Source organism: Streptomyces sedi, assembly GCF_006335015.1.
In the GTDB taxonomy this organism is placed as follows: Bacteria; Actinomycetota; Actinomycetes; order Streptomycetales; family Streptomycetaceae; genus Streptomyces; species Streptomyces sedi.
The window spans coordinates 98,705-122,602 of the sequence record NZ_VDGT01000018.1 but is presented as its reverse complement, the minus strand read 5'-3'; the positions used below and the strand labels follow the sequence as shown (position 1 = coordinate 122,602).

The 23,898-nt window shown below is 74.0% G+C and carries 22 protein-coding genes; 18 read left to right on the top strand and 4 right to left on the bottom strand.

Annotated features, from left to right (window positions below; translation table 11 throughout):
• Positions 1-36 precede the first annotated feature (36 nt).
• Positions 37-831, top strand: coding sequence for a bifunctional hydroxymethylpyrimidine kinase/phosphomethylpyrimidine kinase (gene thiD / locus FH715_RS21605; RefSeq protein WP_139647895.1), 795 nt, complete (start codon positions 37-39; stop codon positions 829-831).
• Positions 832-910: 79 nt separating this feature from the next.
• Here the strand turns inward: thiD and rpmB are convergent, their stop codons facing one another.
• Positions 911-1,096 (bottom strand): 50S ribosomal protein L28, encoded by a 186-nt coding sequence (gene rpmB / locus FH715_RS21600; RefSeq protein WP_097233003.1) that lies wholly within the window; start codon positions 1,094-1,096, stop codon positions 911-913.
• 250 nt (positions 1,097-1,346) lie between these two features.
• Here rpmB and FH715_RS21595 point away from each other — a divergent pair, with 250 nt between their 5' ends.
• The 5 genes from FH715_RS21595 to coaD all read left to right on the top strand — a co-directional run bounded on the left by FH715_RS21595 (position 1,347) and on the right by coaD (position 7,357).
• The gene (locus tag FH715_RS21595; RefSeq protein WP_139647893.1) at positions 1,347-2,984 is read left to right on the top strand and encodes a DAK2 domain-containing protein; all 1,638 of its coding nucleotides are present in this window, start codon (positions 1,347-1,349) and stop codon (positions 2,982-2,984) included.
• A gap of 58 nt (positions 2,985-3,042) precedes the next feature.
• Positions 3,043-5,271, top strand: coding sequence for an ATP-dependent DNA helicase RecG (gene recG, locus FH715_RS21590; protein WP_211367730.1), 2,229 nt, complete (start codon positions 3,043-3,045; stop codon positions 5,269-5,271).
• A gap of 180 nt (positions 5,272-5,451) precedes the next feature.
• A complete protein-coding gene (locus FH715_RS21585) occupies positions 5,452-5,934 on the top strand; it encodes a DUF6227 family protein (protein ID WP_139647889.1) in 483 nt (160 codons plus the stop codon).
• Positions 5,935-6,197: 263 nt separating this feature from the next.
• Positions 6,198-6,845, top strand: coding sequence for a 16S rRNA (guanine(966)-N(2))-methyltransferase RsmD (rsmD, locus tag FH715_RS21580; protein WP_139647887.1), 648 nt, complete (start codon positions 6,198-6,200; stop codon positions 6,843-6,845).
• Positions 6,846-6,871: 26 nt separating this feature from the next.
• Positions 6,872-7,357, top strand: a complete 486-nt coding sequence (gene coaD / locus FH715_RS21575; RefSeq protein ID WP_211367729.1) for a pantetheine-phosphate adenylyltransferase — start codon at positions 6,872-6,874, stop codon at positions 7,355-7,357.
• Here the strand turns inward: coaD and FH715_RS21570 are convergent, their stop codons facing one another.
• A complete protein-coding gene (locus FH715_RS21570) occupies positions 7,358-8,425 on the bottom strand; it encodes a hypothetical protein (RefSeq protein WP_139647882.1) in 1,068 nt (355 codons plus the stop codon).
• A gap of 151 nt (positions 8,426-8,576) precedes the next feature.
• Between FH715_RS21570 and FH715_RS21565 the strand changes: the two genes are divergently transcribed.
• The 5 genes from FH715_RS21565 to mutM all read left to right on the top strand — a co-directional run bounded on the left by FH715_RS21565 (position 8,577) and on the right by mutM (position 12,414).
• Positions 8,577-9,692, top strand: a complete 1,116-nt coding sequence (locus tag FH715_RS21565) for a cell division initiation protein (protein ID WP_139647879.1) — start codon at positions 8,577-8,579, stop codon at positions 9,690-9,692.
• A gap of 213 nt (positions 9,693-9,905) precedes the next feature.
• Positions 9,906-10,517: a YceD family protein gene (locus FH715_RS21560; RefSeq protein WP_139647877.1), complete on the top strand. Its 612-nt coding sequence runs from the start codon at positions 9,906-9,908 to the stop codon at positions 10,515-10,517.
• A 2-nt stretch (positions 10,518-10,519) separates the two neighbouring features.
• A complete protein-coding gene (rpmF, locus tag FH715_RS21555; RefSeq protein ID WP_097233012.1) occupies positions 10,520-10,693 on the top strand; it encodes a 50S ribosomal protein L32 in 174 nt (57 codons plus the stop codon).
• Positions 10,694-10,712: 19 nt separating this feature from the next.
• Positions 10,713-11,561 carry a ribonuclease III gene (gene rnc, locus FH715_RS21550; RefSeq protein ID WP_139647876.1) on the top strand — a complete coding sequence of 283 codons (849 nt, stop codon included), beginning with the start codon at positions 10,713-10,715 and terminating at the stop codon, positions 11,559-11,561.
• Positions 11,554-12,414, top strand: coding sequence for a bifunctional DNA-formamidopyrimidine glycosylase/DNA-(apurinic or apyrimidinic site) lyase (gene mutM / locus FH715_RS21545; protein ID WP_139647874.1), 861 nt, complete (start codon positions 11,554-11,556; stop codon positions 12,412-12,414). Before rnc ends, mutM begins: the two co-directional genes overlap by 8 nt.
• A gap of 47 nt (positions 12,415-12,461) precedes the next feature.
• Here the strand turns inward: mutM and FH715_RS21540 are convergent, their stop codons facing one another.
• Positions 12,462-13,274, bottom strand: a complete 813-nt coding sequence (locus FH715_RS21540) for a CAP domain-containing protein (protein WP_139647872.1) — start codon at positions 13,272-13,274, stop codon at positions 12,462-12,464.
• Between the two features lie 163 nt (positions 13,275-13,437).
• On the opposite strand from FH715_RS21540, the gene FH715_RS21535 reads away from it, so the two are divergent.
• From FH715_RS21535 to ftsY, 4 genes are all read left to right on the top strand, one after another.
• Entirely contained in the window at positions 13,438-13,767 is a 330-nt protein-coding gene (locus FH715_RS21535) for an acylphosphatase (RefSeq protein ID WP_139647870.1), read from the top strand.
• 336 nt (positions 13,768-14,103) lie between these two features.
• A complete protein-coding gene (locus tag FH715_RS21530; RefSeq protein ID WP_097233017.1) occupies positions 14,104-14,310 on the top strand; it encodes a hypothetical protein in 207 nt (68 codons plus the stop codon).
• Positions 14,311-14,500: 190 nt separating this feature from the next.
• Complete coding sequence (gene smc, locus FH715_RS21525) at positions 14,501-18,070, top strand: chromosome segregation protein SMC (protein WP_139647868.1); 3,570 nt, start codon at positions 14,501-14,503, stop codon at positions 18,068-18,070.
• 142 nt (positions 18,071-18,212) lie between these two features.
• A complete protein-coding gene (gene ftsY, locus FH715_RS21520) occupies positions 18,213-19,418 on the top strand; it encodes a signal recognition particle-docking protein FtsY (RefSeq protein ID WP_139647866.1) in 1,206 nt (401 codons plus the stop codon).
• A gap of 17 nt (positions 19,419-19,435) precedes the next feature.
• Here ftsY and FH715_RS21515 read toward each other — a convergent pair whose 3' ends face one another.
• A complete protein-coding gene (locus FH715_RS21515; protein ID WP_139647865.1) occupies positions 19,436-20,146 on the bottom strand; it encodes a bifunctional DNA primase/polymerase in 711 nt (236 codons plus the stop codon).
• A gap of 295 nt (positions 20,147-20,441) precedes the next feature.
• Here FH715_RS21515 and nsdA point away from each other — a divergent pair, with 295 nt between their 5' ends.
• From nsdA to FH715_RS21500, 3 genes are all read left to right on the top strand, one after another.
• Positions 20,442-21,953 (top strand): transcriptional repressor NsdA, encoded by a 1,512-nt coding sequence (nsdA, locus tag FH715_RS21510; RefSeq protein WP_139647863.1) that lies wholly within the window; start codon positions 20,442-20,444, stop codon positions 21,951-21,953.
• A 323-nt stretch (positions 21,954-22,276) separates the two neighbouring features.
• Complete coding sequence (locus FH715_RS21505; RefSeq protein WP_139647861.1) at positions 22,277-23,533, top strand: ammonium transporter; 1,257 nt, start codon at positions 22,277-22,279, stop codon at positions 23,531-23,533.
• The gene (locus FH715_RS21500) at positions 23,530-23,868 is read left to right on the top strand and encodes a P-II family nitrogen regulator (protein ID WP_139647859.1); all 339 of its coding nucleotides are present in this window, start codon (positions 23,530-23,532) and stop codon (positions 23,866-23,868) included. Before FH715_RS21505 ends, FH715_RS21500 begins: the two co-directional genes overlap by 4 nt.
• Positions 23,869-23,898: the final 30 nt, after the last annotated feature.

Genomic DNA, 23,898 nt, shown 5'->3' with positions numbered 1-23,898 from the left:
GCGGCGCGCGCCGGGCCGTTGAGTAGGGTCGTGGTCATGCCCACACCCCCGCGCGTGCTCACCGTCGCCGGCTCGGACTCCGGCGGCGGCGCCGGCATCCAGGCCGACCTGAAGACGATGCTGGCCCTGGGGACGCACGGCATGAGCGTGGTCACCGCCGTCACCGCGCAGAACTCCCAGGGCGTGGACGGCTTCTGGGAGCTGCCGCCGGAGGCGGTGCGGGCCCAGTTCCGCGCGGTGGTCGACGACATCGGGGTCGGCGCCGTCAAGACGGGGATGCTGGCCGGCGCCGAACTGGTCGAGACCGTCGCCGCGTTGCTCGCCGAGGTCGAGGCGCCCGTGGTGGTCGACCCGGTGGGCGTCTCCAAGCACGGCGACGCGCTGCTGGCGCCCGAGGCGCTGGACGTGGTGCGCGAGCGGCTGCTGCCCGTCGCGACCCTGGTCACCCCGAACCTGGCCGAGGTCGCGCAGCTGACCGGGGTGCACGTCGCCGACGAGTCGGACCTGCCGAGGGCCGCCGAGGCGCTGCTGGCGCTCGGACCGCGCTGGGTGCTGGTCAAGGGCGGCCATCTGCCGGGGGACGCCGTCGACCTGCTCACCGACGGCCACCAGACCCACCGACTGCGCGCCCCGCGCCTGGACAACCGGCACACCCACGGCACCGGTTGCACCCTCGCCTCGGCGATCGCCGCGCGCCTGGCACACGGGGACCCGCTGCCGGAGGCGGTGGCGGCGGCCAAGGAGTACGTCACCGGGGCCATCGCCGCCGGCTTCCCGCTGGGCGCGGGCATCGGCCCGGTGCACCACGGCTACCGGATCGCCGGGCACTGACCCGCGCCCGGACACACAAAAGCCGGCTCACCCGCGGGTGAGCCGGCTCAGGCGGCCGGAACGGCGCGTACGCCGAGGGTCAGCGAGTGACCTTGCCAGCCTTGATGCACGAGGTGCAGACGTTCAGGCGCTTCGGCGTCCCACCGATCACCGTACGCACCCGCTGGATGTTGGGGTTCCAACGGCGGGGCGTGCGGCGGTGCGAGTGGGAGATGCTGTTGCCGAAGCCCGGCCCCTTGCCGCAGACATCGCAGTTGGCAGCCACGGGTCACTCCAAAGACGGGTCAGCCCCCACGACTCGCGTGGGAGACCAAGAACTTACGAGGAAAGTCGGGGCCGCTGGGGCCCCGGGGTGTGCCCGACGTACTCCAGGGGACATCAGGCAACCGGGGCAGCATACCCCGGGCGTTCCCGGAGGGCGAAATCGCCCCCGGAGGGTGAAGCGGCCCCGGGCCAGGTCACCGGAGCAGGGCATAAGCTGCACCCGCCGTTCACCCTAGCCCGGGAGGTTCCCCGTGCCGCAGCCGCTCGACGCCGGGGCGGTGAGTCGCTGGAGCCGGCTGGCCGTGCGCGCGCTGGGCGCGGCCCGCGAGGACATCGACGCCATCAACGTCTATCCCGTTCCCGACGGCGACACCGGCACCAACCTCTACCTCACCGTCGAGTCCGCCGCGCAGGCCGTGGCCGCCGCCGAGGCCGGCGGGCCCAGCCTCGGCGAGGCGGCGCGCGCGCTGGCGCACGGCGCGCTGATCGGCGCGCGCGGCAACTCGGGCACCATCCTCGCCCAGATGCTGCGGGGGATGGCCGAGGTGCTGGCCGCCGCACCCGAGCCCGCCACGGCCGCCACCCTCGCGGGGGCGCTCGGCCGGGCGGCGGCCTCGGCCCGGCGGGCCGTCGCCCACCCGGTCGAGGGCACCATGCTGACCGTCGCCGGCGCCGCCGCCGACGCGGCCGGCCGCGCGGCCGAGGCGCCGGCCGCCGAGCTGGCCGAGGTGCTGCGCGCCGCGCGCGACGCGGCGCGCGGCGCGCTGACCGCGACCACGGCGCAGCTGCCGGCGCTGGCCGCCGCCGGCGTCGTCGACGCCGGGGCCACCGGACTGGTCACCGTGCTGGACGCGCTGGACGTCGCGCTCTTCGGCGGCCCGCCCGACGCCGTGCCACGGCCGCGCCCGGTCCGCCCGGCCACCGCGGTCACCCGCGAACCGGCCGACCTCGTCGCGGGCGGCGGCTGCGCGACACCGGAGAACGGGACCGGCTTCGAGGTGACCTATCTGCTGGACGCCGACGACGACGCCGTCGAGCCGCTGCGCGCCCGACTCGACGCGCTGGGCGACTCCCTGGTGGTGGTCGGCGGCGACGGGCTGTGGCACGTCCATGTGCACACCGCCCAGGCCGGACCCGCCGTGGAGGCCGGCATCGCCGCCGGCCGGCCGCACCGGGTCCGCATCACCGCGCTGCCGCCCGCGGGCCCGGCCCCCGCCGAGCCGCCGGCGAGCGGGCGCGCCGTCGTGGCCGTGCTGCCGGGGCCGGGGCTGGCCGGGCTCTGCGCCGAGGCGGGCGCCACCACCCTGACCGTGCGGCCGGGGGAACTGCCGGGCGGCGCCGAGCTGGCCGCGGCGATCGCCGGCACCGGGGCCGGCGAGGTGGTGCTGCTGCCCAACGACAAGGAGCTGTGGCACGCGGCGGCTGCCGCCGCCGAACGTGCCAGGGCGGCGGGCGCGCGGGTCGCCGTCGTGCCGACCCGTTCCCCGGTGCAGGGCATCGCGGCGCTGGCGGTGCACACGCCGGACCGGCGCTTCGACGAGGACGTGGTGGCGATGACGGCGGCGGCGGGCGCCACCAGGTTCGGCGAGGTCGGCGTCGCCGAGCGCCAGGCGTGGACCATGGCGGGCGTCTGCCAGCGCGGCGACGTGCTGGGCATGGTGGACGGCGACGTGGCGGTGATCGGCGGTGAACTCCCCGAGGTCGCCGCCCAGGTGCTGGAACGGATGCTGGCCGGCGGCGGCGAGCTGGTGACCCTGGTGCTCGGCGCCGGTGCGCCCGCCGGGCTCGCCGAGGGGCTGACCGAACGGCTCCGGCAGGGGCACCTGGGCGTGGACACCGTGGTGTGTGCCGGCGCGCAGTCGGCGCCGCTGCTCATCGGCGTGGAGTGAGCGCGCGGGCGGCGCGTGGGGAACGGGGGGGCCGCGACTGTCAGTGCCATGGTGTGCAATGGGCACCGTGACCGCGCCGCACGATCCCCTCGCCTCCGTCGTCGGCGGCACCACCGCCAAGGTGATGGCCGCCCATCTCGACCTGCACACGGTCGGTGACCTGCTCCACCACTTCCCCCGGCGGTACGCCGAGCGCGGGGAGCTGACCTCGCTGGGCGCGCTGCCCCTGGACGAGCACGTCACCGTCGTCGCCGAGATCGCCGACACCCGCACCCGCCCGTTCAACAACGGCCGGGGCCTGCGGCTGGAGGTCACCCTGACCGACGGGCGGAGCAAGCTGCGGCTGGTCTTCTTCGGCCGGCGCGCGGTCCACCACCACGAGCGGGTGCTGCTGCCCGGCCGGCGCGGGATGTTCGCGGGCAAGGTCTCCCGCTTCCAGCGCGACCTCCAGCTCTCGCACCCGGCCTACGAGTTGCTCGACGAGGAGAGCGAGGCGGCGGCCGTCGAGGAGTTCGCCGGACGGCCGCTGCCGCTCTACCCGGCGTGCAAGCAGCTGGAGTCCTGGCGGATCTCCAAGGCCGTCGCGCTGCTCCTCGACTCGCTGTCCGCCACCGGCTGGCGCGACGTGAGCGACCCGCTGCCCGAGGCGCTGCGGCTGCGGCGCGCGCTGCCGCCGCTGCCCGAGGCGTTCGAGAAGGCCCACCGGCCCAGGACCCGCGCCGACATCGCCGACGCGCGCTCCCGGTTCAAGTGGGACGAGGCGTTCGTCCTCCAGGTCGCCCTCGCCCGCCGCCGCCGCTCCGGCGCCCAGCAGCCGGCCAGGCCGCGCGAGCCGGCGGCCGACGGGCTGCTGACGGCGTTCGACGCGCGGCTGCCGTTCGAGCTGACCGAGGGGCAGCGCCGGGTCAGCGAGGAGATCCTCGGGGACCTGGCCGCCGAGCACCCGATGCACCGGCTGCTCCAGGGCGAGGTCGGCAGCGGCAAGACGATGGTCGCGCTGCGTGCCATGCTGGCCGTCGCCGACTCCGGCGGCCAGTCGGTGCTGCTGGCCCCCACCGAGGTGCTGGCCCAGCAGCACCACCGCTCGCTCACCGAGATGCTGGGCCCGCTCGCCGAGGGCGGGATGCTGGGCGGCGCCGAACGCTCCACCCGCGTCGGTCTCCTGACCGGTTCCATGGGCGCGAAGGCGCGCCGCCGCGCGCTGCTGGAGGCGGCCAGCGGGGAGGCCGGCATCGTCGTCGGCACCCACGCGCTGATCGAGGACGTCGTCACCTTCGCCGACCTGGGGCTGGTGGTCGTCGACGAGCAGCACAGGTTCGGCGTCCAGCAGCGTGACGCACTGCGGGCCAAGGGCGAACGGCCCGCGCATCTGCTGGTGATGACGGCCACACCGATCCCGCGCACGGTCGCCATGACCGTCTTCGGCGACCTGGAGACGTCCGTTCTCGACGAGCTGCCGCCCGGCCGTTCGCCCATCGCCAGCCATCTGGTCCCCGCCAGGGACAAGCCGCACTTCCTCGCCCGCACCTGGGAGCGGGTCCGCGAGGAGGTCGCCGGCGGCCACCAGATCTACGTGGTCTGCCCCAGGATCGGCGACGACGAGCCGGAGCCGCCGGGCAAGGGCCGTTCCGAGGAGCCACCGGCCGAGGGGGAGGGCGAGGGCGCCGAGCGCCGCCCGCCGCTGGCCGTCCTCGACATCGCCGAGGAGCTGGCCGGCGGACCGCTGCGCGGCCTGCGCGTCGCCGTGCTCCACGGGCGGCTGGCCCCCGAGGCGAAGGACGAGGTGATGCGCCGCTTCGCCGGAGGCGAGGTCGACGTGCTGGTCGCCACCACCGTGATCGAGGTCGGGGTCAACGTTCCCAACGCCACCGTGATGGTGATCATGGACGCCGAGCGGTTCGGCGTCTCCCAGCTCCACCAGCTCCGCGGCCGGGTCGGCCGCGGATCGGCCCCCGGACTTTGCCTGCTGGTCACCGAGGCCGCCGAGGGCGGCGCCGCCCGCGCCCGGCTGGAGGCGGTCGCCGCGACCACCGACGGCTTCGAGCTGTCCCGGATCGACCTGGAGCAGCGCCGGGAGGGCGACGTGCTGGGCCGGGCGCAGTCCGGTGGCCGCAGCAGCCTGCGGATGCTCTCCGTCATCGCCGACGAGGAGACCATCGCCGAGGCCCGCGAGGAGGCCGGCGCGCTGGTCGCCGACGACCCGGAGCTCGACTCCGCCCCCGCGCTCCGCACGGCCCTGGACGCGTTGCTCGACGCCGAACGCGAGGAGTTTTTGGAGAAAGGCTGACGCGGTGAACTTCCGGCGCCCTCCCGCACGTTGGTGTTACCGGCGGGTTGGGGAAGTGGTCGACGACCGCTCGGTGTTGGTTTCGGTAAAACCCCCACCGGGGTCACGTTCGGCGGTCTACGGTGTGTGCCCCGCAGCGCCGTACCGCGCCGTACCGCGCCGTACCGGGAGGAATTCCGCATGACCGAACAGCCAGCGGCCTCGGCCGACCCCCGTCCGGGCGAAGCCCCGGAGCGGGGAGCGCCCTGGTCGTGGCCCGGCCCCTCGGGGCCGCCGGACGAGGCCTTCGTCCGGGCGCTGGCGGCCGAGGGCCGGCCGGACGGGCGCCGTGCCTATCCGGGCCGGGACGCCGCCGACCACGCGCGGCGACTGCTGCGCCGCGCCGTCAACGCGGACCGGCCGGGCGACGACAGCAGACTGTTACTCGCCATGGCCGTCGGGTACGACATCGTCCGTCTCGCCGAGCCCCGCTCGGGTGCGGGCGGGCGCGGATGGTGCTCGCTCTACGAGCACGCGTTCCTGCTGCCCGACGGCGGGGAGGCCTGCCTCTACGAGCTGGAGCACGACCTCACCCCGGACCGGCGGCTGGTCTGCGAGGTCTACGCGGACGAGGCCAGCGCCACCCGGGCGGCGAGACACTGTGCGAACCCCGCCGGGGGCTGAGCGGTGCGCCCGCGCGGCGCGGCGTCGGGGGGCGCGGGGAGCGGCGCGGGCCGGCGGTGGCGGGCCGAGGTCGACCACTCACCCGGGCGGTGGTGCTTCGTTGTCGGGTGCGGGCCCCGGGTGGGTACTCGCGCGGTTCCCCGCGCCCCTGGTGTGGCACGCCGTCGTGGGCGACCGCACCCGGCTCCTCCGGTGGCGGCGGCAGCCGTATAGCGTGGGGCCAGCCCGACGACGGACGACGACACCGCTGTGAGGACCCTCGAATGACCCGCGTGATCGCCGGCGCGGCCGGCGGCCGGCGGCTCGCCGTGCCCCCGGGCCGGGGGACCCGGCCGACCTCCGATCGGGCGCGTGAGGGCCTCTTCGCCACCTGGGGCTCGCTCTTCGGCCCGCTGGAAGGCACCCGGGTCCTCGACCTGTACGCCGGCTCGGGCGCCGTCGGCCTGGAGGCGCTCTCCCGCGGGGCCGCCCACGCCCTGCTGGTCGAGCGCGACCCGAAGGCCCTCGCCACCATCCAGGCCAACATCCGCGCCCTCGGACTGCCCGGCGCCGAGGCCCGTTCGGCCCGCGCCGAGCGGGTCGTGACGGCAGCCCCCGCGACGCCCTACGACCTCGCGTTCCTCGACCCGCCGTACGCCGTGACCGACGCCGAACTGGCGCGTATCCTCGGCGATCTGCGGGACACCGGCTGGCTCGCCGACGGCGCGCTCGTCACCGTGGAGCGGGCCACCAGAGGCGGCGACTTCGGCTGGCCCACGGGGTTCGCCGGCCTGCGTTCGCGGCGGTACGGGGAGGGCACACTCTGGTACGGCGGGTTCGATCCCGACGCCGATCCCGACGCCGATCCCGACGCCGATCCCGACGCCGTTCACGACACCGACGACGCCACCGAAGAAGGTGACCGGCCCTGACCGGCCGGCCGAACGAGGAGAGTCCGTTGCGCCGCGCAGTTTGTCCGGGGTCCTTCGACCCCATCACCCTTGGGCACCTCGACATCGTGTCCCGGGCTTCCCAGATGTACGACGTGGTCCACATCGCGGTGATGATCAACAAGTCCAAGCAGGGGCTCTTCAGCGTCGACGAACGCATCGCGCTCATCGAGGAGTCGGTCGCCGAACACGGCAACATCAAGGTCGAGGCGTTCCACGGCCTGCTGGTCGACTACTGCGAGCAGCGCGACATCCAGGCCATCGTCAAGGGCCTGCGCGCGGTCAGCGACTTCGACTACGAGTTGCAGATGGCGCAGATGAACCACGGGCTCTCCGGCGTGGAGACGCTGTTCATGCCCACCAACCCCACCTACAGCTTCCTCTCCTCCAGCCTGGTCAAGGAGGTCGCCACCTGGGGCGGCGACGTCGCCCACCTGGTGCCCGCGCCCGTCCTGCGCGAGCTGCGCCGCAAGCTCGAACGCCCCGCGTCGTAGTCAGTACAGCTCGGAGAGTTCCAGCGCCGCGACCTCGTCGCCGTGCACCAGCAGCAGGGTGACGTGGCCGTCTTCTTCCGACAGGCCGGCGACAGCGGCGAACGGGGCGCCGCCCATCCGGCGCAGGACGAGTTCCGTCAGCTCCTCCAGCAGGCGGACCGCGAGCTGGAAGTCCGGTTCCTCCGCCAGTTCCTCGGGCCACCCGCCGTCCTCCCCGTTCTCCCCCTCGGCGAGGCCGAGGAGCAGCGCGCGGGGCAGCCAGGACCGCGGCCGGGCCGCTGGGATGGTGTCGAAGTCCCCCTCCCCGTGGTCGTTGCCGCCCGGGAGCCGCCCGTACCAGCGTGCCGCGCCGGCGAGCGGGTCGTCGGTGCCCTCGTCGAGCCGGTCCTGCCGGAGGACGATGCCGACGGAGTCGTTGTTGTTCACCATCAGCAGCGAGTCGAGCATCGTCAGCACGCACGCGATCCGGGTGCGCGGTGCCCCGTCCGCGCCGTCGGCCGCGAGGAGGGGCGGCTGGCCGGCCCCGGGCGCCCGGCGCAGCGTGAGGCGCGACGTGGCGCCGTCGAAGTCTCTGCGCAGCAGGTGGAGGGCGTCGTCCTCGCCCGTCGTCAGCCGGAGTACGTCGGTGAACTCGCCGACCCACTGACGGGCCAGCCGGCGCACCAGCAGCCCGGCGCGCCCGTCCGCTGTGCCGACGAACTCCCGTATCAGCGCCTCGACTTCCTCCGCCACCTCCTCGGGCGCGCGGGTCGCGCGGTAGCCGGTGCCGGGGCCTGAGGCCACGCGGCCGAGCAGCAGGTCGACCCCGGTGATCCCCGCGAGCCCCGCGGCCTCCCCGATCTCCTCCGGCGTCGGCGGCGCGGCCCACTGCCGTTCCCCGCGCGGGAGGGTCCTCCCGGACAGCGGTTCGCACGTCCAGCCCGGCGCCCCGGGCGGGGCCCACGCCGCCAGCAGCCATGTGGCGGCGATCACCCGCCAGTGGTCGGGCGTCGGCTCCCGCCCCTCCTCCCAGGCGACGGGGGAGGGCTGCGGGCTCCGGGCGTTCACATAGCTCGTGGTCTGGGACAACACGGTTACTCCGAGGGAGGGTTGCTGGTGTCCGGGCGACCCTACCGAGCCCCGGGGCCGCCCCCCGCGCGCGTCCCTGCGCCCCCCGCGCGACCGGCCCGGGGCGTGGACGGCTCCCCCGGGGGACCGAGTTGGCCGTACAGTCGCTTCCGTGGACGTACAGCGGAAACTCGACGAGATCGTCGACACGGTGAGCAGCGCCCGGGGGATGCCGATGTCGGCCTCGTGCGTCGTCAACCGGTCCGATCTGCTCACCGGCCTCGAAGAGGTGCGCGACGCGCTCCCCGGTTCCCTGGCTCAGGCGAGCCAGGTGCTCGGCGACCGCGAACAGGTGGTGGCCGACGCCAGGGAGGAGGCCACCCGGGTCGTGGAGGCCGCGCGGGCGGAACGCGCCGCGCTGGTCGAACACACCGAGGTCGTCCAGCAGGCCCAGGCCGACGCCGCCCGCATCCTCGCGGAGGCACGCGCCGAGGCCGCGGAGATCAAGACCGAGGCCGACGACTACGTGGACAGCAAACTCGCCAACTTCGAGGTGGTCCTCGGCAAGACCATCGGCTCCGTCGACCGGGGCCGCACCAAGCTTCTCGGCCCCGACCGGGGCAGCCCCGAGGAGCTGCTGAGCCAGGCCGACTCCTATGTGGAGGCCCAGTTCGGCGCGATCGAGGCCGTGCTGCGCAAGACGCTGGAGGCCGTCGGCCGGGGGCGGCAGAAGCTCACCGGGCACCGGCCCATCGACGAGCTGGCCGAGCATGTCGCCGCGCAGGAGGCCGCCGACGGCGGTCAGCGCCCCGGCTACTTCGGGCAGGGCGAGACCGAGCAGGACACCTACGCGTACCTGGGCGTCTCCCCGTCCCAGCCGGCCGATCCCGAGCCGGTCGCCCCGCCGACCCCCGCGGCACCGCCGGCGCCGCCCGAGACGGCGCCCGTTCCGCAGCAGGCCCAGCACCCGCAGCAGCAGCCGTACGCCCCCACCGCCGGCTACCAGCCCGGCGGCTACGGCGCGGAGGGGTACGCCACCGAGGGCTACGACCAGGGCGGCTATCCGCAGCCGGGCTACGGGCAGGACACCTACGGTCAGCAGCAGCCCTACGCCGGCGGCTACGGCGCGGACGGATACGACTACGGTCAGCAGCAGGCCGTCCACCAGGTGCCGGGCCAGCAGGGCTACGGCTACCAGGGGCAGGGCGTGCTCGACGAGACCAGCCTCTTCGACACCGGCATGATCGACGCCGAGCAGCTCCGCAACTACCAGCACGGCCAGTCCTGATCCCCACCCCGCCCGTGCGGCCGGCGTCGCATGGGCGGGATTGGGAGCTGAGGTGACCGTGTCGTATGCTGGCCCTTCGGTTGTGAACACCTTCGGTGGTCACTGCTGCCCGTATGGCTCCGATGTTCCGGAGCCGACACGCGCGGTCACCCGCAACCCCTCGCGAGAAAGCAGAACGCCCTGAACGCCCCGCTGGACCACCGAGCCCCTCTCGTGTTCGACACACGCGAGCTGGGTCGGCGACCCGGTGCGCTCAAGCGCCTGTCGCGGGAGGTGCCGGCCCCCGGCAGCCTCGGAGTCGAGGTCATCCGGGTGCCCGAGGGCGCTCCGTTGGAGCTCGACCTGCGCCTGGAGTCGGTGATGGAGGGTGTGCTGGTCACCGGCACCGTCCGTTTCCCGCTGGCGGGGGAGTGCGTGCGGTGCCTGGAGCCGCTGACCCGCGAGGGCACGGCGGAGTTCCAGGAGTTGTTCTCCTATCCGGACTCGGAGTTCTCGGCCCGCTTCGCGGACACCGAGGACGAGGAGGCGGACGAGGAGAGGCTGTTCCTCCAGAACGACCTGATCGATCTGGAGCCGGTGCTGCGGGACGCGGTCGTGCTGGCCCTGCCGTTGCGACCGACCTGCCGGGAGGACTGCCCGGGTCTGTGCCCCGACTGTGGGGCGCGGCTCGCGGAGGACCCCGATCACCAGCACGACGAGCCCGTCGACATCCGATGGGCGGCTCTGCGGGAGTTCGCCGAGGCCGGTGCCTCGGAGGAGTCCGCCGGGTCTGACAAACAAGCGAAGGCTCCCCGCTCGCGCGGGGACGAACCACAGGAGAAGTAGCCGTGGCTGTTCCGAAGCGGAAGATGTCGCGCAGCAACACCCGTCACCGTCGGTCGCAGTGGAAGGCCACTGCCCCGAACCTGGTGCGTTGCGAGCGCTGCCAGGAGCCGAGGCTCCAGCACATCGCGTGCTCCAACTGCGGTACCTACAACCGTCGTCAGGTTCTCGACGTCTGATCGGCGGGTGACAGGCGTCATGGCACACGCCAGGAGGTCTCAACCGCGGCCCCGGGCGGCGGACGTCGCCGCGTCTCTCGCGACGCTGGAAGGGCGGCTCGGCTATCAGCTGGAGCCCGCCCTTCTGGTGCGTGCCCTGACCCACCGCAGCTACGCCTATGAGCACGGTGGCCTGCCCACCAACGAGCGCCTGGAGTTCCTCGGCGACTCGGTGCTCGGGCTGGTGGTCACCGACACGCTCTACCGTCGTCATCCCGACCTCGCCGAGGGCCAGTTGGCCAAGCTGCGGGCCGCCGTCGTCCAGGCCAGGGCACTGGCCGAGGTGGCGCGTGAGCTCGACCTTGGCGCCTTCGTGCGCCTCGGGCGCGGAGAGGAAGGCACGGGAGGGCGCGACAAGGCGTCGATCCTCGCCGACACGCTGGAAGCGGTGATCGGCGCGGTCTATCTGGACCAGGGGCTCGACGCGGCCGACGAGTTGGTGCACCGGCTCTTCGACCCGGTGATCGAACGTTCCTCCAATCTCGGAGCCGGCCTGGACTGGAAGACCAGCCTTCAGGAGCTGAGCGCGGCCGAGGGCCTCGGCGTCCCCGAGTACGTGATCGGCGAGAGCGGCCCCGACCACGAGAAGACCTTCACCGCCGCCGCCCGCGTCGGCGGTCAGACGTACGGCACCGGTACCGGCCGCAGCAAGAAGGAGGCGGAGCAGCAGGCCGCCGAGACGGCCTGGCGCGCCATCCGCACTTCCCTCGACGCCGCCCGCGAGGCGGAGGCCGCCGAGGCGGCTCGGGCGGAGGAGGCCGAGGGGGCCGCGGCACCCGACGGGGAGAACGCCGGGGACACCACCGCCGGCGGGACGTCCGTTGCCTGAGCTGCCCGAGGTCGAGGTCGTCCGCCGCGGCCTGGACCGCTGGATCAGCGGTCGCACCGTCGCCGACACCGAGGTGCTGCACCCGCGCGCCGTCCGACGCCATCTCGCCGGGGCCGAGGACTTCGCCGCGCGGCTGCGCGGGGTCCCGGTCGCCGCGCCGCGCCGCCGGGGCAAGTACCTGTGGCTTCCGGTCGGGGACGACCTCGCGCTCCTGGCCCATCTGGGCATGAGCGGCCAGCTGCTGGTGCAGCCCGACCGCGCGCCCGACGAGAAGCATCTGCGGGTGCGCGTCACCTTCGCCGACGCGGCCGGCGGCGAGCTGCGCTTCGTCGACCAGCGGACCTTCGGCGGCCTCTCGCTGCACCCGGTGCTGGCCGACGGCCTGCCCGACGTCATCGGGCACATCGCCCGCGACCCGCTGGACCCCGACTTCGACGAGGACGCGTTCCACTCCGCGCTGCGCCGCAAGCGCACCACCGTCAAGCGGGCGCTGCTCGACCAGTCGCTGATCAGCGGGGTCGGCAACATCTACGCCGACGAGGCGCTCTGGCGCACCCGGCTGCACTACGAACGCCCCACCGCGACACTCACCCGCCCGACCACCGAGCGGCTGGTGGGCCATGTCCGCGAGGTGATGCACCAGGCGCTCGCGGCCGGCGGCACCAGCTTCGACAGCCTGTATGTCAACGTCAACGGCCAGTCGGGGTACTTCGAGCGCGCGTTGGACGCCTACGGTCGCGAGGGGTTGCCGTGCCGGCGCTGCGCGACGCCGATGCGCCGCGCGCCGTGGATGAACCGCTCCAGCTACTACTGTCCGCGCTGCCAACGCCGGCCCGTGGCGTCGCGCGGCTGACGGCACGTCAACGCCGGCCCGGCCTTCCGCTCAGAAGCCGCGTCCGCTCAGAAGCCGAAGGTCTGGGTCCACCAGGGGCCGCCGCCGTCGGCGAAGTGGGCGCCGAGGCCCATGGTGGTGAAGTCGCAGTTGAGGATGTTGGCGCGGTGGCCCTCGCTGTTCATCCAGGAGTCCATGACGGACTGGGCGTTCCTCTGGCCCATGGCTATGTTCTCGCCACCCATGTTCGATATGCCCGCCTCGGCGGCGCGGTCCCAGGGGGTCCTGCCGTCGGGGTCGGTGTGGTCGAAGTAGCCGCGCTCCGCCATGTCCCTGCTGTGGGCCAGGGCGACGTTGGTCAGCCCCGCGTCCAGCCGCAGCGGCTGGCAACCGGCCTGGCCGCGCGCCTCGTTGACCAGCCGCAGCACCGCCTCAGCCTCCCTGACCTCGGGGGACGCCGGTTCGTCCGAGGGCTCGTCCTCGGTGGGCGGCGGGGCGCCGGCCCCCGGCTCCGGTTCGGGGGCGGCGCTCGGCCGCTCGGTCTCCTCCGGCGTCGGCTCGGGCTCCTCGGTGGTCTCCTCGGGCTCCGGCTCCTCGCTCGCGGTCTCCTCCGCCGACTCGGTCTCCTCGGCGGTCGGTTCCTCCGACTCGCGCTCGGCGCTCCGGCTCGGCCTGGGCTCCTCGCGTTCCAGCGTCTCGGAGGCGAGCGGGGCCCTCGACTCCTCGCCCGAGGCGTCGGTCCTGGTGTCCTCACCCGTGAAGTGCTGTGTCAAGCCCGGCATCAGACCGCTTCCCACGGCCACCGCGCCCACGGCGAGTGCGGCGGAGGCACCGACGAGTCCGGTACGCGCGTACCCCCGCCTGCGACGATGACGTCCCATGCGTGGACCCTCCTTGTGTCGTCCAGTTGGCGATCTGGTGGCTCATCGTCCCGTTATGCACGAGATTTTCACTCGAACGGGCGATGCTTCATCGCGTGACTGTACGGCATAGGGGGGTAAGTGGAAGGGCCGCGAAAGCAGAAGAACGGATAGCGTGCGTCACATGCCGCACACGCCTTTCCGCCCCGGTGACCGCCGTTTCGACGAAGTGCCGGACGGGGCCGCCCGGTTGACCGTCTGGGTGCGCGGGACCGTGCAGGGCGTGGGGTTCCGGTGGTTCACCAGGGCGCGGGCGCTGGAGATCGGGGAGCTCGCCGGGTTCGCCTCGAACCTTCCGGACGGCCGGGTGCAGGTCGTCGCCGAGGGGGCGCCCGAGCGCTGCGAGCGGCTGCTCGCATGGCTGCGCTCCGGTGACACGCCCGGCCGGGTGGGGGGTGTCACCGAGATATGGGACACACCGCGCGGGGGGTACGAGGGGTTTGACATCCGCTGAGGAGCCCCTCGCGCGGTGGGCGCTGATATGTCCCAAACTGCTTGCCATCCCCGCTGCGACGTGCGAGGCTTCGTGATCAGAAACTCGCGGCGCCCCCGTTCTCTCCCACGAGGAGGCGGTGGGACGCCCCTCCCCGGCGAGGCCCGCGGGCCGTGGCGCGCCGGGCGATACGCGGTGTGATCGTGTTGACCGTCCCACTTTTTGGTGAGACGCTGAAAGTCCCGCGCGGTTCTGTCGGCTGGCCCTGGAACACCAGGCAGAGCGCCTGTCGCGGCAGTTATCCCTCACGACCCACCACGACTTCGGTCGGTCACTCAGTGTGGAGGACCATCCATCATGGCAAAGGCGCTTCTCGGTCACGTCGGCGGTTTCGACCCCCGAGTCCTCGCCGAGATGCGACGGCTTCAGCAGCGCGTCCAGGACCTGGAGACCCAGCTGGTACGGGTCCAGGCGGAGAACGACGCGCTGGCCGCCGCCGCTCGGCAGAGCGACCCGATGCTTGACGGCATCGACGTGCGCAAGGCGGAGCCCGCCCTGACCTGACCTCGACGAAGAGGTTGGCGCAGGCGTACCGCCTGATTACCTTATGCGAGGGACGCTTCGGCGTCCCTTCGTCATTTCGTGACGTAGTGAGTACGGGCGTTGACCCATGGCTGGCTACTCACTGATCTGCCCCCCATCCTCCGCGTCGAAACGGCGAATCCCCGAAGAGCGGCCGGTAAAGTCCGACGGCGTGCACCTCAAGAGTCTGACCCTGCGGGGGTTCAAGTCCTTCGCCTCGGCCACGACGCTGCGCTTCGAGCCCGGCATCACGTGTGTCGTGGGTCCCAACGGCTCGGGCAAGTCCAACGTCGTCGACGCCCTCTCCTGGGTCATGGGGGAGCAGGGCGCCAAGTCGCTGCGCGGCGGCAAGATGGAGGACGTCATCTTCGCCGGCACCACGGGCCGCCCGCCGCTGGGCCGCGCCGAGGTCTCCCTCACCATCGACAACGCCGACGGCGCGCTGCCGATCGAGTACGCCGAGGTGACGATCACCCGGACGATGTTCCGCAACGGCGGCAGCGAGTACCAGATCAACGGCGACACCTGCCGGCTGCTCGACGTTCAGGAGCTGCTCTCCGACTCCGGCATCGGCCGCGAGATGCACGTGATCGTCGGCCAGGGCCAGCTCGACTCGGTGCTGCACGCCGACCCGGCCGGCCGCCGGGCGTTCATCGAGGAGGCGGCCGGCGTTCTCAAGCACCGCAAGCGCAAGGAGAAGGCGCTGCGCAAGCTGGACGCGATGCGGGCCAACCTCGCCCGCGTGCAGGACCTCACCGACGAGCTGCGGCGTCAACTGAAGCCCCTCGGACGGCAGGCGGCCGTCGCCCGCAAGGCCGCCGTGATCCAGGCCGACCTGCGCGACTCCCGGCTGCGGCTGCTCGCCGACGACCTGGTCACCCTGCGCGGCGCGCTGCGCGCCGAGGTGGCCGACGAGGCCGCGCTGAAGGAGCGCAAGGAGGCCGCGGAGGAGCGCCTCAAGGGCGCGCTGCGCCGGGAGAGCGAGCTGGAGCAGGAGGTGCGCACCCTGGTGCCGCGGGTGGCCCGCGCCCAGGAGACCTGGTACCAGCTCTCCCAGCTCGCCGAACGCGTCAGGGGCACCGTCAACCTGGCGGACGCCCGGGTGAACAGCGCCCGTTCCCAGCCGGCCGAGGAGCGCAGGGGGCGCGAGCCGGAGGAGCTGGAGCGCGAGGCGGCACGGATCAGGGAGCAGGAGGCCGAGCTGACCGCCGCGCTGGAGGCGGCCGGCGTCGCGCTGGAGGACACCGTCGCGCACCGCGCGGAGCTGGAACGTGCGCTGGCCGACGAGGAGCGGCGGCTGAAGGACGAGGCCCGCGCGCTCGCCGACCGGCGCGAGGGCCTGGCGCGGCTGCACGCGCAGGCCAACGGCGCGCGCGGGCGCGCCGCCTCGGCGCAGGCCGACCGCGAGCGGCTGACCGCGAGCCGGGACGAGGCGCTGTCGCGCGCCACCGAGGCGCGCGAGGAGTACGAGGCGCTGCGCGCGGAGGTCGAGGGCAGGGAGGCCGACGACGGCGAGCTGGCCGAGGCGCACGAGCGGGCCAGGGCCGAACTGGAGGAGGCCGAGACCGCGTTGTCGACCGCGCGGGAGCGGCTGACCGGTGTGGAGAGGGAGCGCGCCGCCGTCGAGGCGCGGCGCGAGGCGCTGGCCCTCGGGCTGCGGCGCAAGGACGGGACGGGCGCGCTGCTGAGCGCGGGCGAGGAGCTGGCCGGCGTGCTCGGCCCGGCCGCCGAGCTGCTGACCGTCACCCCCGGCTACGAGGTGCAGGTGGCCGCGGCGCTCGGCGCGGCGGCCGAGGCGGTGGCGGTGGCGGGGCCGGCCGAGGCGGTCGAGGCGTTGCGGCTGCTGCGCAAGCGGGACGCCGGGCGGGCGGCGCTGCTGGTCGGCGACCCGGCGGCCGACGGCCCCGGCGCCCGCGCCGCCGAGCCGGCGCCGGCGCCGTGGTGCTGGGCGGTCGACCTGGTGCGGGGGCCGGACGCGCTGCTGCCGGCGGTGCGGGCGCTGCTGCGGGACGTGGTGGTGGTCGACACCCTGGACGACGCGCTGAGGCTGGTGCAGTCGCGCCCCGCGATCACCGCCGTCAGCGGGGAGGGCGACGTGCTCTCCCGGCGGCTGGCCGGCGGCGGTTCGGCGGGCGCGCCCAGCCTGTTGGAGGTGCGCGCCTCCGTCGACGAGGCGACGGCCGAGCTGGAGCGGCTGACCGGGCTGGCCGCCGAGTTGACCGAGGCGCGGGACGCGGCGACCGAGCGGCGCGGCGCGGCCAGGACCGCCGTGGACGAGCTGGCCGGACGCCGCAGCGCCGCCGAGAGGGAACGCTCCCGGGTGGCGCAGGACCTCGGCCGGCTGGGCGGGCAGGCCAGGGCGGCGGTCGGCGAGGCCGAGCGCGCCGAGGCGGCCGTCGAGCGGGCGGGCGAGGAGTGGGCCAGGGCCGTCGAGCAGGCGGAGGAGCTGGCGGAACGGCTCGCGGTCGCCGAGGAGGCGAGCGAGACGGTCGAGGACCCGGACACCTCGGCGCGCGACCGGCTGGCGGCCGACGGCGCCAACGCCCGGCAGACCGAGATGGAGGCCAGGCTCCAGGTCCGCACCCACGAGGAGCGGGTGCGCGGACTGTCGGGGCGGGCCGAGGGGCTGGACCGGGCGGCGCGCGCCGAGCGCGAGAACCGGGCGCGGGCCGAGCGGCGGAAGGCCAGGGCCCGGCACGAGAGCGAGGTGGCGGGCGCGGTGGCCGACGGCTCCCGGCAGCTGCTGGCGCACGTGGAGGCCTCGCTGGCCCGCGCGGAGACGGAACGCGGGGCCGCCGAGGCGGCCAGGGCGGAGCGCGACCGCGCGCTGGACCGGGAGCGGGCCGCGGGCAGGGAGCTGAAGGAGGAGCTGGACAAGCTCACCGACTCGGTGCACCGGGGCGAGGTGCTGGGCGCGGAGAAGCGGCTGCGGATCGAGCAGCTGGAGACCAGGGCCCTGGAGGAGCTGGGCGTCGAGCCGGCCGGGCTGGTCGTCGAGTACGGCCCGGACCAGCCGGTGCCGCCGTCCCCGCCGGCCGAGGGCGAGGAGCTGCCACAGGACCCGGAGCACCCGCGCAACCAGCCCGTTCCCTTTGTCCGCGCCGAGCAGGAGAAGCGGCTGCGGGCGGCCGAGCGTGCCTACAAGCAGCTGGGCAAGGTGAACCCGCTGGCGCTGGAGGAGTTCGCGGCGCTGGAGGAGCGGCACCAGTTCCTCAGCGAGCAGTTGGAGGACCTGAAGAAGACCCGGGCCGATCTGTTGCAGATGGTGAAGGAGGTGGACGAGCGGGTGGAGCAGGTCTTCACCGCCGCCTACCACGACACCGCGCGGGAGTTCGAGGGCGTCTTCAGCCGGCTCTTCCCCGGGGGCGAGGGGCGGCTGGTGCTGACCGACCCCGACTCGATGCTGACCACCGGCGTGGAGGTGGAGGCCAGGCCCCCGGGCAAGAAGGTCAAGCGGCTGTCGCTGCTCTCCGGCGGGGAGCGTTCGCTGACCGCCGTCGCCCTGCTGGTCTCGATCTTCAAGGCCCGGCCCAGCCCGTTCTACGTGATGGACGAGGTGGAGGCGGCGCTCGACGACACCAACCTCCAGCGGCTGATCCGGATCATGCGGGAGCTGAAGGACAGCTCCCAGCTCATCGTGATCACCCACCAGAAGCGCACCATGGAGGTCGCCGACGCGCTGTACGGCGTCTCCATGCAGGGCGACGGGGTCTCGAAGGTCATCAGCCAGCGTCTCTCCTGAAGCCACCGGTGCCGCCACGGGGCGGGAGTCGCTGGCGCTACCTTAGAGCCCCGACCCGAGAACCACAGCCGAGACCCGGAGCCGAACCCCCCGACCGCTTGTCGCGCGGCCCGGCCGGAGCCGGGCACCACCAAGGGAAACCATGGACACCATTCTCCTCGTCGTCATCATCGCCGTGGTCGCCGTGCTGGCGGTCGCGGGACTGCTCGTCAGCCGCCGGCGCGGGCAGGCGCCGCCGGCCGACCGGGGCGCCGACGCGACCCGCACCGCGCCGCCCGCCGAGCCGCGGGTCGGGGACGACGCCGCGACGCCGACCGCCGAGGAGCGCAGGACGGTCGAGGACGTCACGCTGCCCGCCCCGGAGGAGACCGAGGTCGTCGAGGAGCCCGAGGCTCCCGAGATCGAGGTGCCCGAGCCGTCCGCCGGGCGGCTGGTGCGGCTGCGGGCGCGGCTGGCGCGCTCGCAGAACTCGCTGGGCAAGGGCCTGTTGACGCTGCTGTCCAGGGAGCGCCTCGACGACGACACCTGGGAGGAGATCGAGGACACGCTGCTGACCGCCGACATCGGCGTCGGCCCCACCCAGGAGCTGGTCGAGCGGCTGCGGGAGCGCGTCCGGGTGCTGGGCACGCGCACCCCCGAGGAGCTGCGGGCGCTGCTGCGCGAGGAGCTGCTCAACCAGCTCGACCCGTCGCTCGACCGGGCGGTCCACACCGAGGGCGGCGTCTCCGAGGAGGGCGAGGAGCGCCCCGCCGTCATCATGGTCGTCGGCGTCAACGGCACGGGGAAGACCACCACCACCGGCAAGCTGGCCCGGGTCCTGGTCGCCGACGGCAGGTCCGTCGTGCTGGGCGCGGCCGACACCTTCCGCGCCGCCGCCGCCGACCAGCTCCAGACCTGGGGCCAGCGGGTCGGCGCCCGCACGGTGCGCGGTCCGGAGGGCGGCGACCCGGCGTCGGTCGCCTTCGAGGCGGTGCGGGAGGGCATCGAGGCCACGGCCGACGTGGTGCTCGTCGACACCGCGGGCCGTCTGCACACCAAGACCGGGCTCATGGACGAGCTGGGCAAGGTCAAGCGGGTCGTGGAGAAGCAGGGGCCGGTCAGCGAGGTGCTGCTGGTGCTGGACGCGACCACCGGGCAGAACGGTCTGGTGCAGGCGCGGGTCTTCGCCGAGGTCGTGGAGATCACGGGCATCGCGCTGACCAAGCTGGACGGCACCGCCAAGGGCGGCATCGTGGTCGCGGTCCAGCGCGAGCTGGGCGTCCCCGTCAAGCTGGTCGGCCTGGGGGAGGGGCCCGACGACCTGGCGCCGTTCGAGCCCGAGGCGTTCGTGGACGCGCTGCTCGACTGAGCGGCGGGCCCGGCGGGTCAGCCGGCCGGCGCCAGCCGGCGGCAGAGGCTGGCCAACGCGCCGAGCAGCGGGTTGGCCCCCGGCGGCACGGCGGCCGTGTCCACGTCGGGCCGGCGCAGCCACACCACCTCGCCGAGCCCGGCCACCGGCGACGGCGGAGCGGCGATGTGGTCGCCGGGGCCGAGCGCGGTCAGCCGGGGCGGCGGCTCCGGCCAGCCCAACGTGTCCAGCAGCTCGGGGAGTCGGGCCGCGATGCCCGGCGCGACGAAGAACCAGGCGCGGTCGTCGGGGGCGAGTGCCACGGGACCGAGCGGCAGGCCGAGCCGGTCGAGCCGCGGCAGCGCGGCGCGGGCCACCGCCTCCGGCACCTGGAGCACGTCGAAGGCGCGGCCGATGGGCAGCAGCGCGGTGGCGCCCGGGGGAGCGGGGCGCGCCTTCGACCAGGCGGCGAGCGCCTCGTCGAGCGGCGTGCCCGCCGTGATCACGCGCCCGTGGAGCAGCGGATGCGCCCCCGGCGCGGGGCAGGAGGCGCCGCCGCAGGAACAGACGGGGCGCCGCCTGGCGCCCTTGTCGAGGACGGCGCCCGGCGCCACGTCCCAGCCCCAGAGGCCCACGTACTCGGCGACGGCCGCCTCGATCCGGCCCCGGTCGGCGCCGCGTCCCACGGCGCGGCGGGCCGGTGGGGGCGGCGCTCCGCGCTCCCGCATACCGCCGATGGTGAAGCCCATGCACACTCCAACGGGTCTGGTCTGCCGAGGTTACGGCCCTCGCCGGCGGCGCCCGGGGCGCACAACTCCCGTCGTGCGCCCCGTGAATGCTTCGCTCCGCTTCTCGTCGAGCGGCGTGCGTACCAGTGAATCGTGCGAGGTGGACGGCAGGATCACCGGTGAGGGGTGGCGAATGGTGGCGATTGCGGTGGCGGCCTCGTCACGCGCGTGATCGTAGGATTACTTTCGGTGCATCGTAGACGGGATGTCAGCAGGACCCCGTCAGGGCAGAGAGATCCGGGATCGGAGCGTAAGCGTGGGCGGCAACGGCAGCGGCGGCAATCCCGTCAGGCGGCCGAACGAACGGCTGACGTCGTGGTTCCACCGCAGTGGCTGGTCCAAGGGCGAGCTGGCGAGACAGGTGAACAGGCGGGCCAGACAGCTGGGCGCGCACCATGTCAGCACCGACACCTCGCGGGTGCGGCGTTGGCTCGACGGCGAACAGCCGCGTGAGCCGATACCGCGCATCCTCTCCGAGCTGTTCTCCGAACGTTTCGGCTGCGTGGTCAGCGTGGAGGACCTCGGGCTGCGCATGACCCCGCAGGCCGCGGCGGCCTCCGGCGTCGACCTGCCGTGGGCCGGCGGCCAGACGATCGAGCTGATCAACGAGTTCTCCCGCAGCGACCTGATGCTCGGGCGGCGCGGCTTCCTCGGCACCTCGTTGACCATGGCGGCCGGCACCTCGCTGATCGAGCCCATGCAGCGTTGGCTGGTGCCCACCCCCGCCGCCCCGGAGGGCGCGCCGCCACCCGGCGCGGCCCCGGCCGCCGCCCGGATGCCGGGCCCGGCAGGCGTCAGCCGCGCCGGGCTCGACCAACTCGCCACCACCACCGCGCAGTTCCGCGTCTGGGACGCCCAGTGCGGTGGCGGGCTGCGCCGCAAGGCGGTGGTCGGGCAGCTCCACGAGGTCACCGAGCTGCTCCAGGAGTCGGCGCACCCGCCGGCGGTGCGGCGCCGCCTCTTCGGCGTCACCGCCGAACTGGCCGACCTGGCCGGCTGGATGAGCTACGACATCGGGCTCCAGCCCACCGCGCAGAAGTACTTCGTGCTGGCGCTGCACGCCGCGAAGGAGGCGGAGGACCGGCCGCTCGGCGCGTACGTCCTCTCGCAGATGAGCCGGCAGATGATCCATCTGGGGCGCCCCGAGGACGCGTTGGAGCTGGTGCACCTGGCCCAGTACGGCAGCAGGGAGCAGGCGACGCCGCGCACCCAGGCGCTGCTGTACGCGCTGGAGGCCAGGGCCCACGCCTCCCTCGGGCAGCCGCCGCGCTGCCACCGCGCGGTGCGGCTGGCCGAGGACGCGTTCGCCGAGAGCGCCCCGGACGACGGGGATCCGGCGTGGCTGGACTTCTTCACCCGCGCCGAGCTGTGCGCCGAGAACGCGCACTCCTACCGCGACCTGGCCTATGTCGCCGGCCGCAGCCCGACCTACGTCAGCCGCGCGCGGCCACTGATGGAGGAGGCCGTCGCCGGCTTCGCCGAGGACAGCGAGCGCCGGCCCCACCTCAGCCACCAGCGATCGTATGCACTGGCGCTGATCGGCATGGCCACCGTGCACCTGCTGGCGCGTGAGCCCGAGGAGTGCGTGCGGCTGACCGAGCGGGCGCTGGAGCTGGCGAGTCGGCTGCGTTCCGAGCGGGTCTCGAACCGGTTGCGCACGACGCTGGCCGCCGTCCGCAGGGAACACGGCGAGCTGCGGGCCGCCGCCGGGCTCGCCGAGCGGCTCACGGTGGAGCTGCCGGAACGGGAGACCAGCCGGGCGGGCTGAGCGACTGCCCCCACGACACCGGCCGTGCCCGCCACCCCGACAGCCCGACTCGGCTCCCCCGCCAGGTCACCCGGGTGGCTCCCCGGGCACGGCCGGTTTCCTCTTGTCCCGCTGCCGCCGGCGAGGACCACTGTGCCCCCGCCCGGTGGGTCCGCACGCCCGCTTCATGGGCGCGTAACCCACGCGTGGGCATCGTCACGCCCGTGAAACACGGCGCGGCATCGAAGGAAACCCCTCCTGGGAACTCTGTGGCGTATCCCGAACCGACCCCCCGCACCGGTCGTACGCGTGAGGAGAAGTCCACCGTGAGTCCTGAAGAAGCCTTGTCCGCAACAAACGTCGCCTACGTGGTGATATGTGCCGCGATGGTGATGCTCATGACCCCTGGCCTCGCCTTCTTCTACGGCGGCATGGTCAGGGTCAAGAGCGCGCTGAACATGCTGATGATGTCGTTCATCTCGCTCGGCATCGTCAGCCTGCTGTGGGTCCTCTACGGCTACAGCCTCGCCTTCGGCGGCACCAGTCCGGTCATCGGGAACCTGGACTTCATCGGGCTGCGGGACATCTCCGTCGACCAGGGCGAGCTGGTCGCGTTCATCGCGTTCCAGCTGATGTTCGCGGTGCTCACCCCCGCGCTGATGAGCGGCGCCCTGGCGGACCGGGTGAAGTTCGGCACCTGGGCGCTGTTCGTCGCGCTCTGGGTCACCGTGGTCTACTTCCCGGTCGCCCACTGGGTCTGGGCCGCCGACGAGGGGTGGCTGTTCAACCAGGGCGTGATCGACTTCGCCGGCGGTACCGCCGTGCACATCAACGCCGGCGCCGGCGCGCTGGCCGCCGTTCTCGTCGTGGGCAAGCGGGTCGGCTTCAAGCGTGACCCGATGCGCCCGCACAACCTGCCGATGGTGCTGCTCGGCGCCGCACTGCTGTGGTTCGGCTGGTTCGGCTTCAACGCCGGCTCCGCCCTGACCACCGGCTCCGGCTCGCCCGCCGCCATGATGGCGCTCAACACCCAGGTCGCCACCGGCGCCGCCGTCGTCGGCTGGCTGGTCTACGAGCGCCTGCGGCACGGCGCGTTCACCACGCTCGGCGCCGCCTCGGGCGCCATCGCCGGCCTGGTCGCGATCACCCCCTCCGGAGCCAACGTCAACCCGATGGGCGCCATCCTCATCGGCCTGGTGGCCGGCGCGCTCTGCGCCTGGGCCGTCAGCTGGAAGTTCAAGCTGGGCTTCGACGACTCCCTCGACGTCGTCGGCGTCCACCTGGTCGGCGGCGTGGTCGGCACCCTGCTGGTCGGCTTCCTGGCCACCGAGGGCGCCGGGTTCGAGCAGTTCGGCAAGCAGGCGCTGGGCGCCGTCGCGGTGATGGCCTACTCCTTCGTCGTCACCTATCTGATCGCCCAACTCCTCCAGCGCACCGTCGGGTTCCGCGCCTCCGAGGAGGACGAGACCGCCGGCCTCGACCTGGCGTACCACGCGGAGACCGGCTACGACTTCAGCCAGGCGGGCTCAGGAACGGTCGCCGGCAGCACGGTCACCGCGCCCGCCGACAGGGCGGCCGGTCAGAAGAAGGTGGACGCATGAAGCTCATCGTCGCGGTGATCAAGCCGCACCAGCTCGACGAGGTCAAGGAGGCCCTCCAGGCGTTCGGAGTCCAGGGCCTGACCGTCACGGAGGCCAACGGCTACGGCCGCCAGCGCGGCCACACCGAGGTCTACCGGGGCGCGGAGTACACCGTCGACCTGGTGCCCAAGGTGCGCGTCGAGATCCTGGTCGAGGACGACGACGCCGACCAGCTCGTCGACGTCGTGGTCAAGGCCGCCAGGACCGGCAAGATCGGCGACGGGAAGGTGTGGACCCTCCCCGTCGACACCGCCGTCCGGGTCCGCACCGGGGAACGCGGCCCCGACGCCCTCTGAACCCCCCCGCACCCCACGGAAGCAGGCACC

Bases quoted from the DNA above. Each gene is read 5' to 3' on its own strand.
- thiD (WP_139647895.1), top strand. From the start codon at position 37: ATGCCCACACCCCCGCGCGTGCTCACCGTCGCCGGCTCGGACTCCGGC.
- recG (WP_211367730.1), top strand. From the start codon at position 3,043: ATGGGCACCGTGACCGCGCCGCACGATCCCCTCGCCTCCGTCGTCGGC.
- FH715_RS21585 (WP_139647889.1), top strand. From the start codon at position 5,452: ATGACCGAACAGCCAGCGGCCTCGGCCGACCCCCGTCCGGGCGAAGCC.
- rsmD (WP_139647887.1), top strand. From the start codon at position 6,198: ATGACCCGCGTGATCGCCGGCGCGGCCGGCGGCCGGCGGCTCGCCGTG.
- rnc (WP_139647876.1), top strand. From the start codon at position 10,713: ATGGCACACGCCAGGAGGTCTCAACCGCGGCCCCGGGCGGCGGACGTC.
- FH715_RS21540 (WP_139647872.1), bottom strand. From the start codon at position 13,274: ATGGGACGTCATCGTCGCAGGCGGGGGTACGCGCGTACCGGACTCGTC.
- FH715_RS21535 (WP_139647870.1), top strand. From the start codon at position 13,438: ATGCCGCACACGCCTTTCCGCCCCGGTGACCGCCGTTTCGACGAAGTG.
- FH715_RS21530 (WP_097233017.1), top strand. From the start codon at position 14,104: ATGGCAAAGGCGCTTCTCGGTCACGTCGGCGGTTTCGACCCCCGAGTC.
- ftsY (WP_139647866.1), top strand. From the start codon at position 18,213: ATGGACACCATTCTCCTCGTCGTCATCATCGCCGTGGTCGCCGTGCTG.
- FH715_RS21515 (WP_139647865.1), bottom strand. From the start codon at position 20,146: ATGGGCTTCACCATCGGCGGTATGCGGGAGCGCGGAGCGCCGCCCCCA.
- FH715_RS21500 (WP_139647859.1), top strand. From the start codon at position 23,530: ATGAAGCTCATCGTCGCGGTGATCAAGCCGCACCAGCTCGACGAGGTC.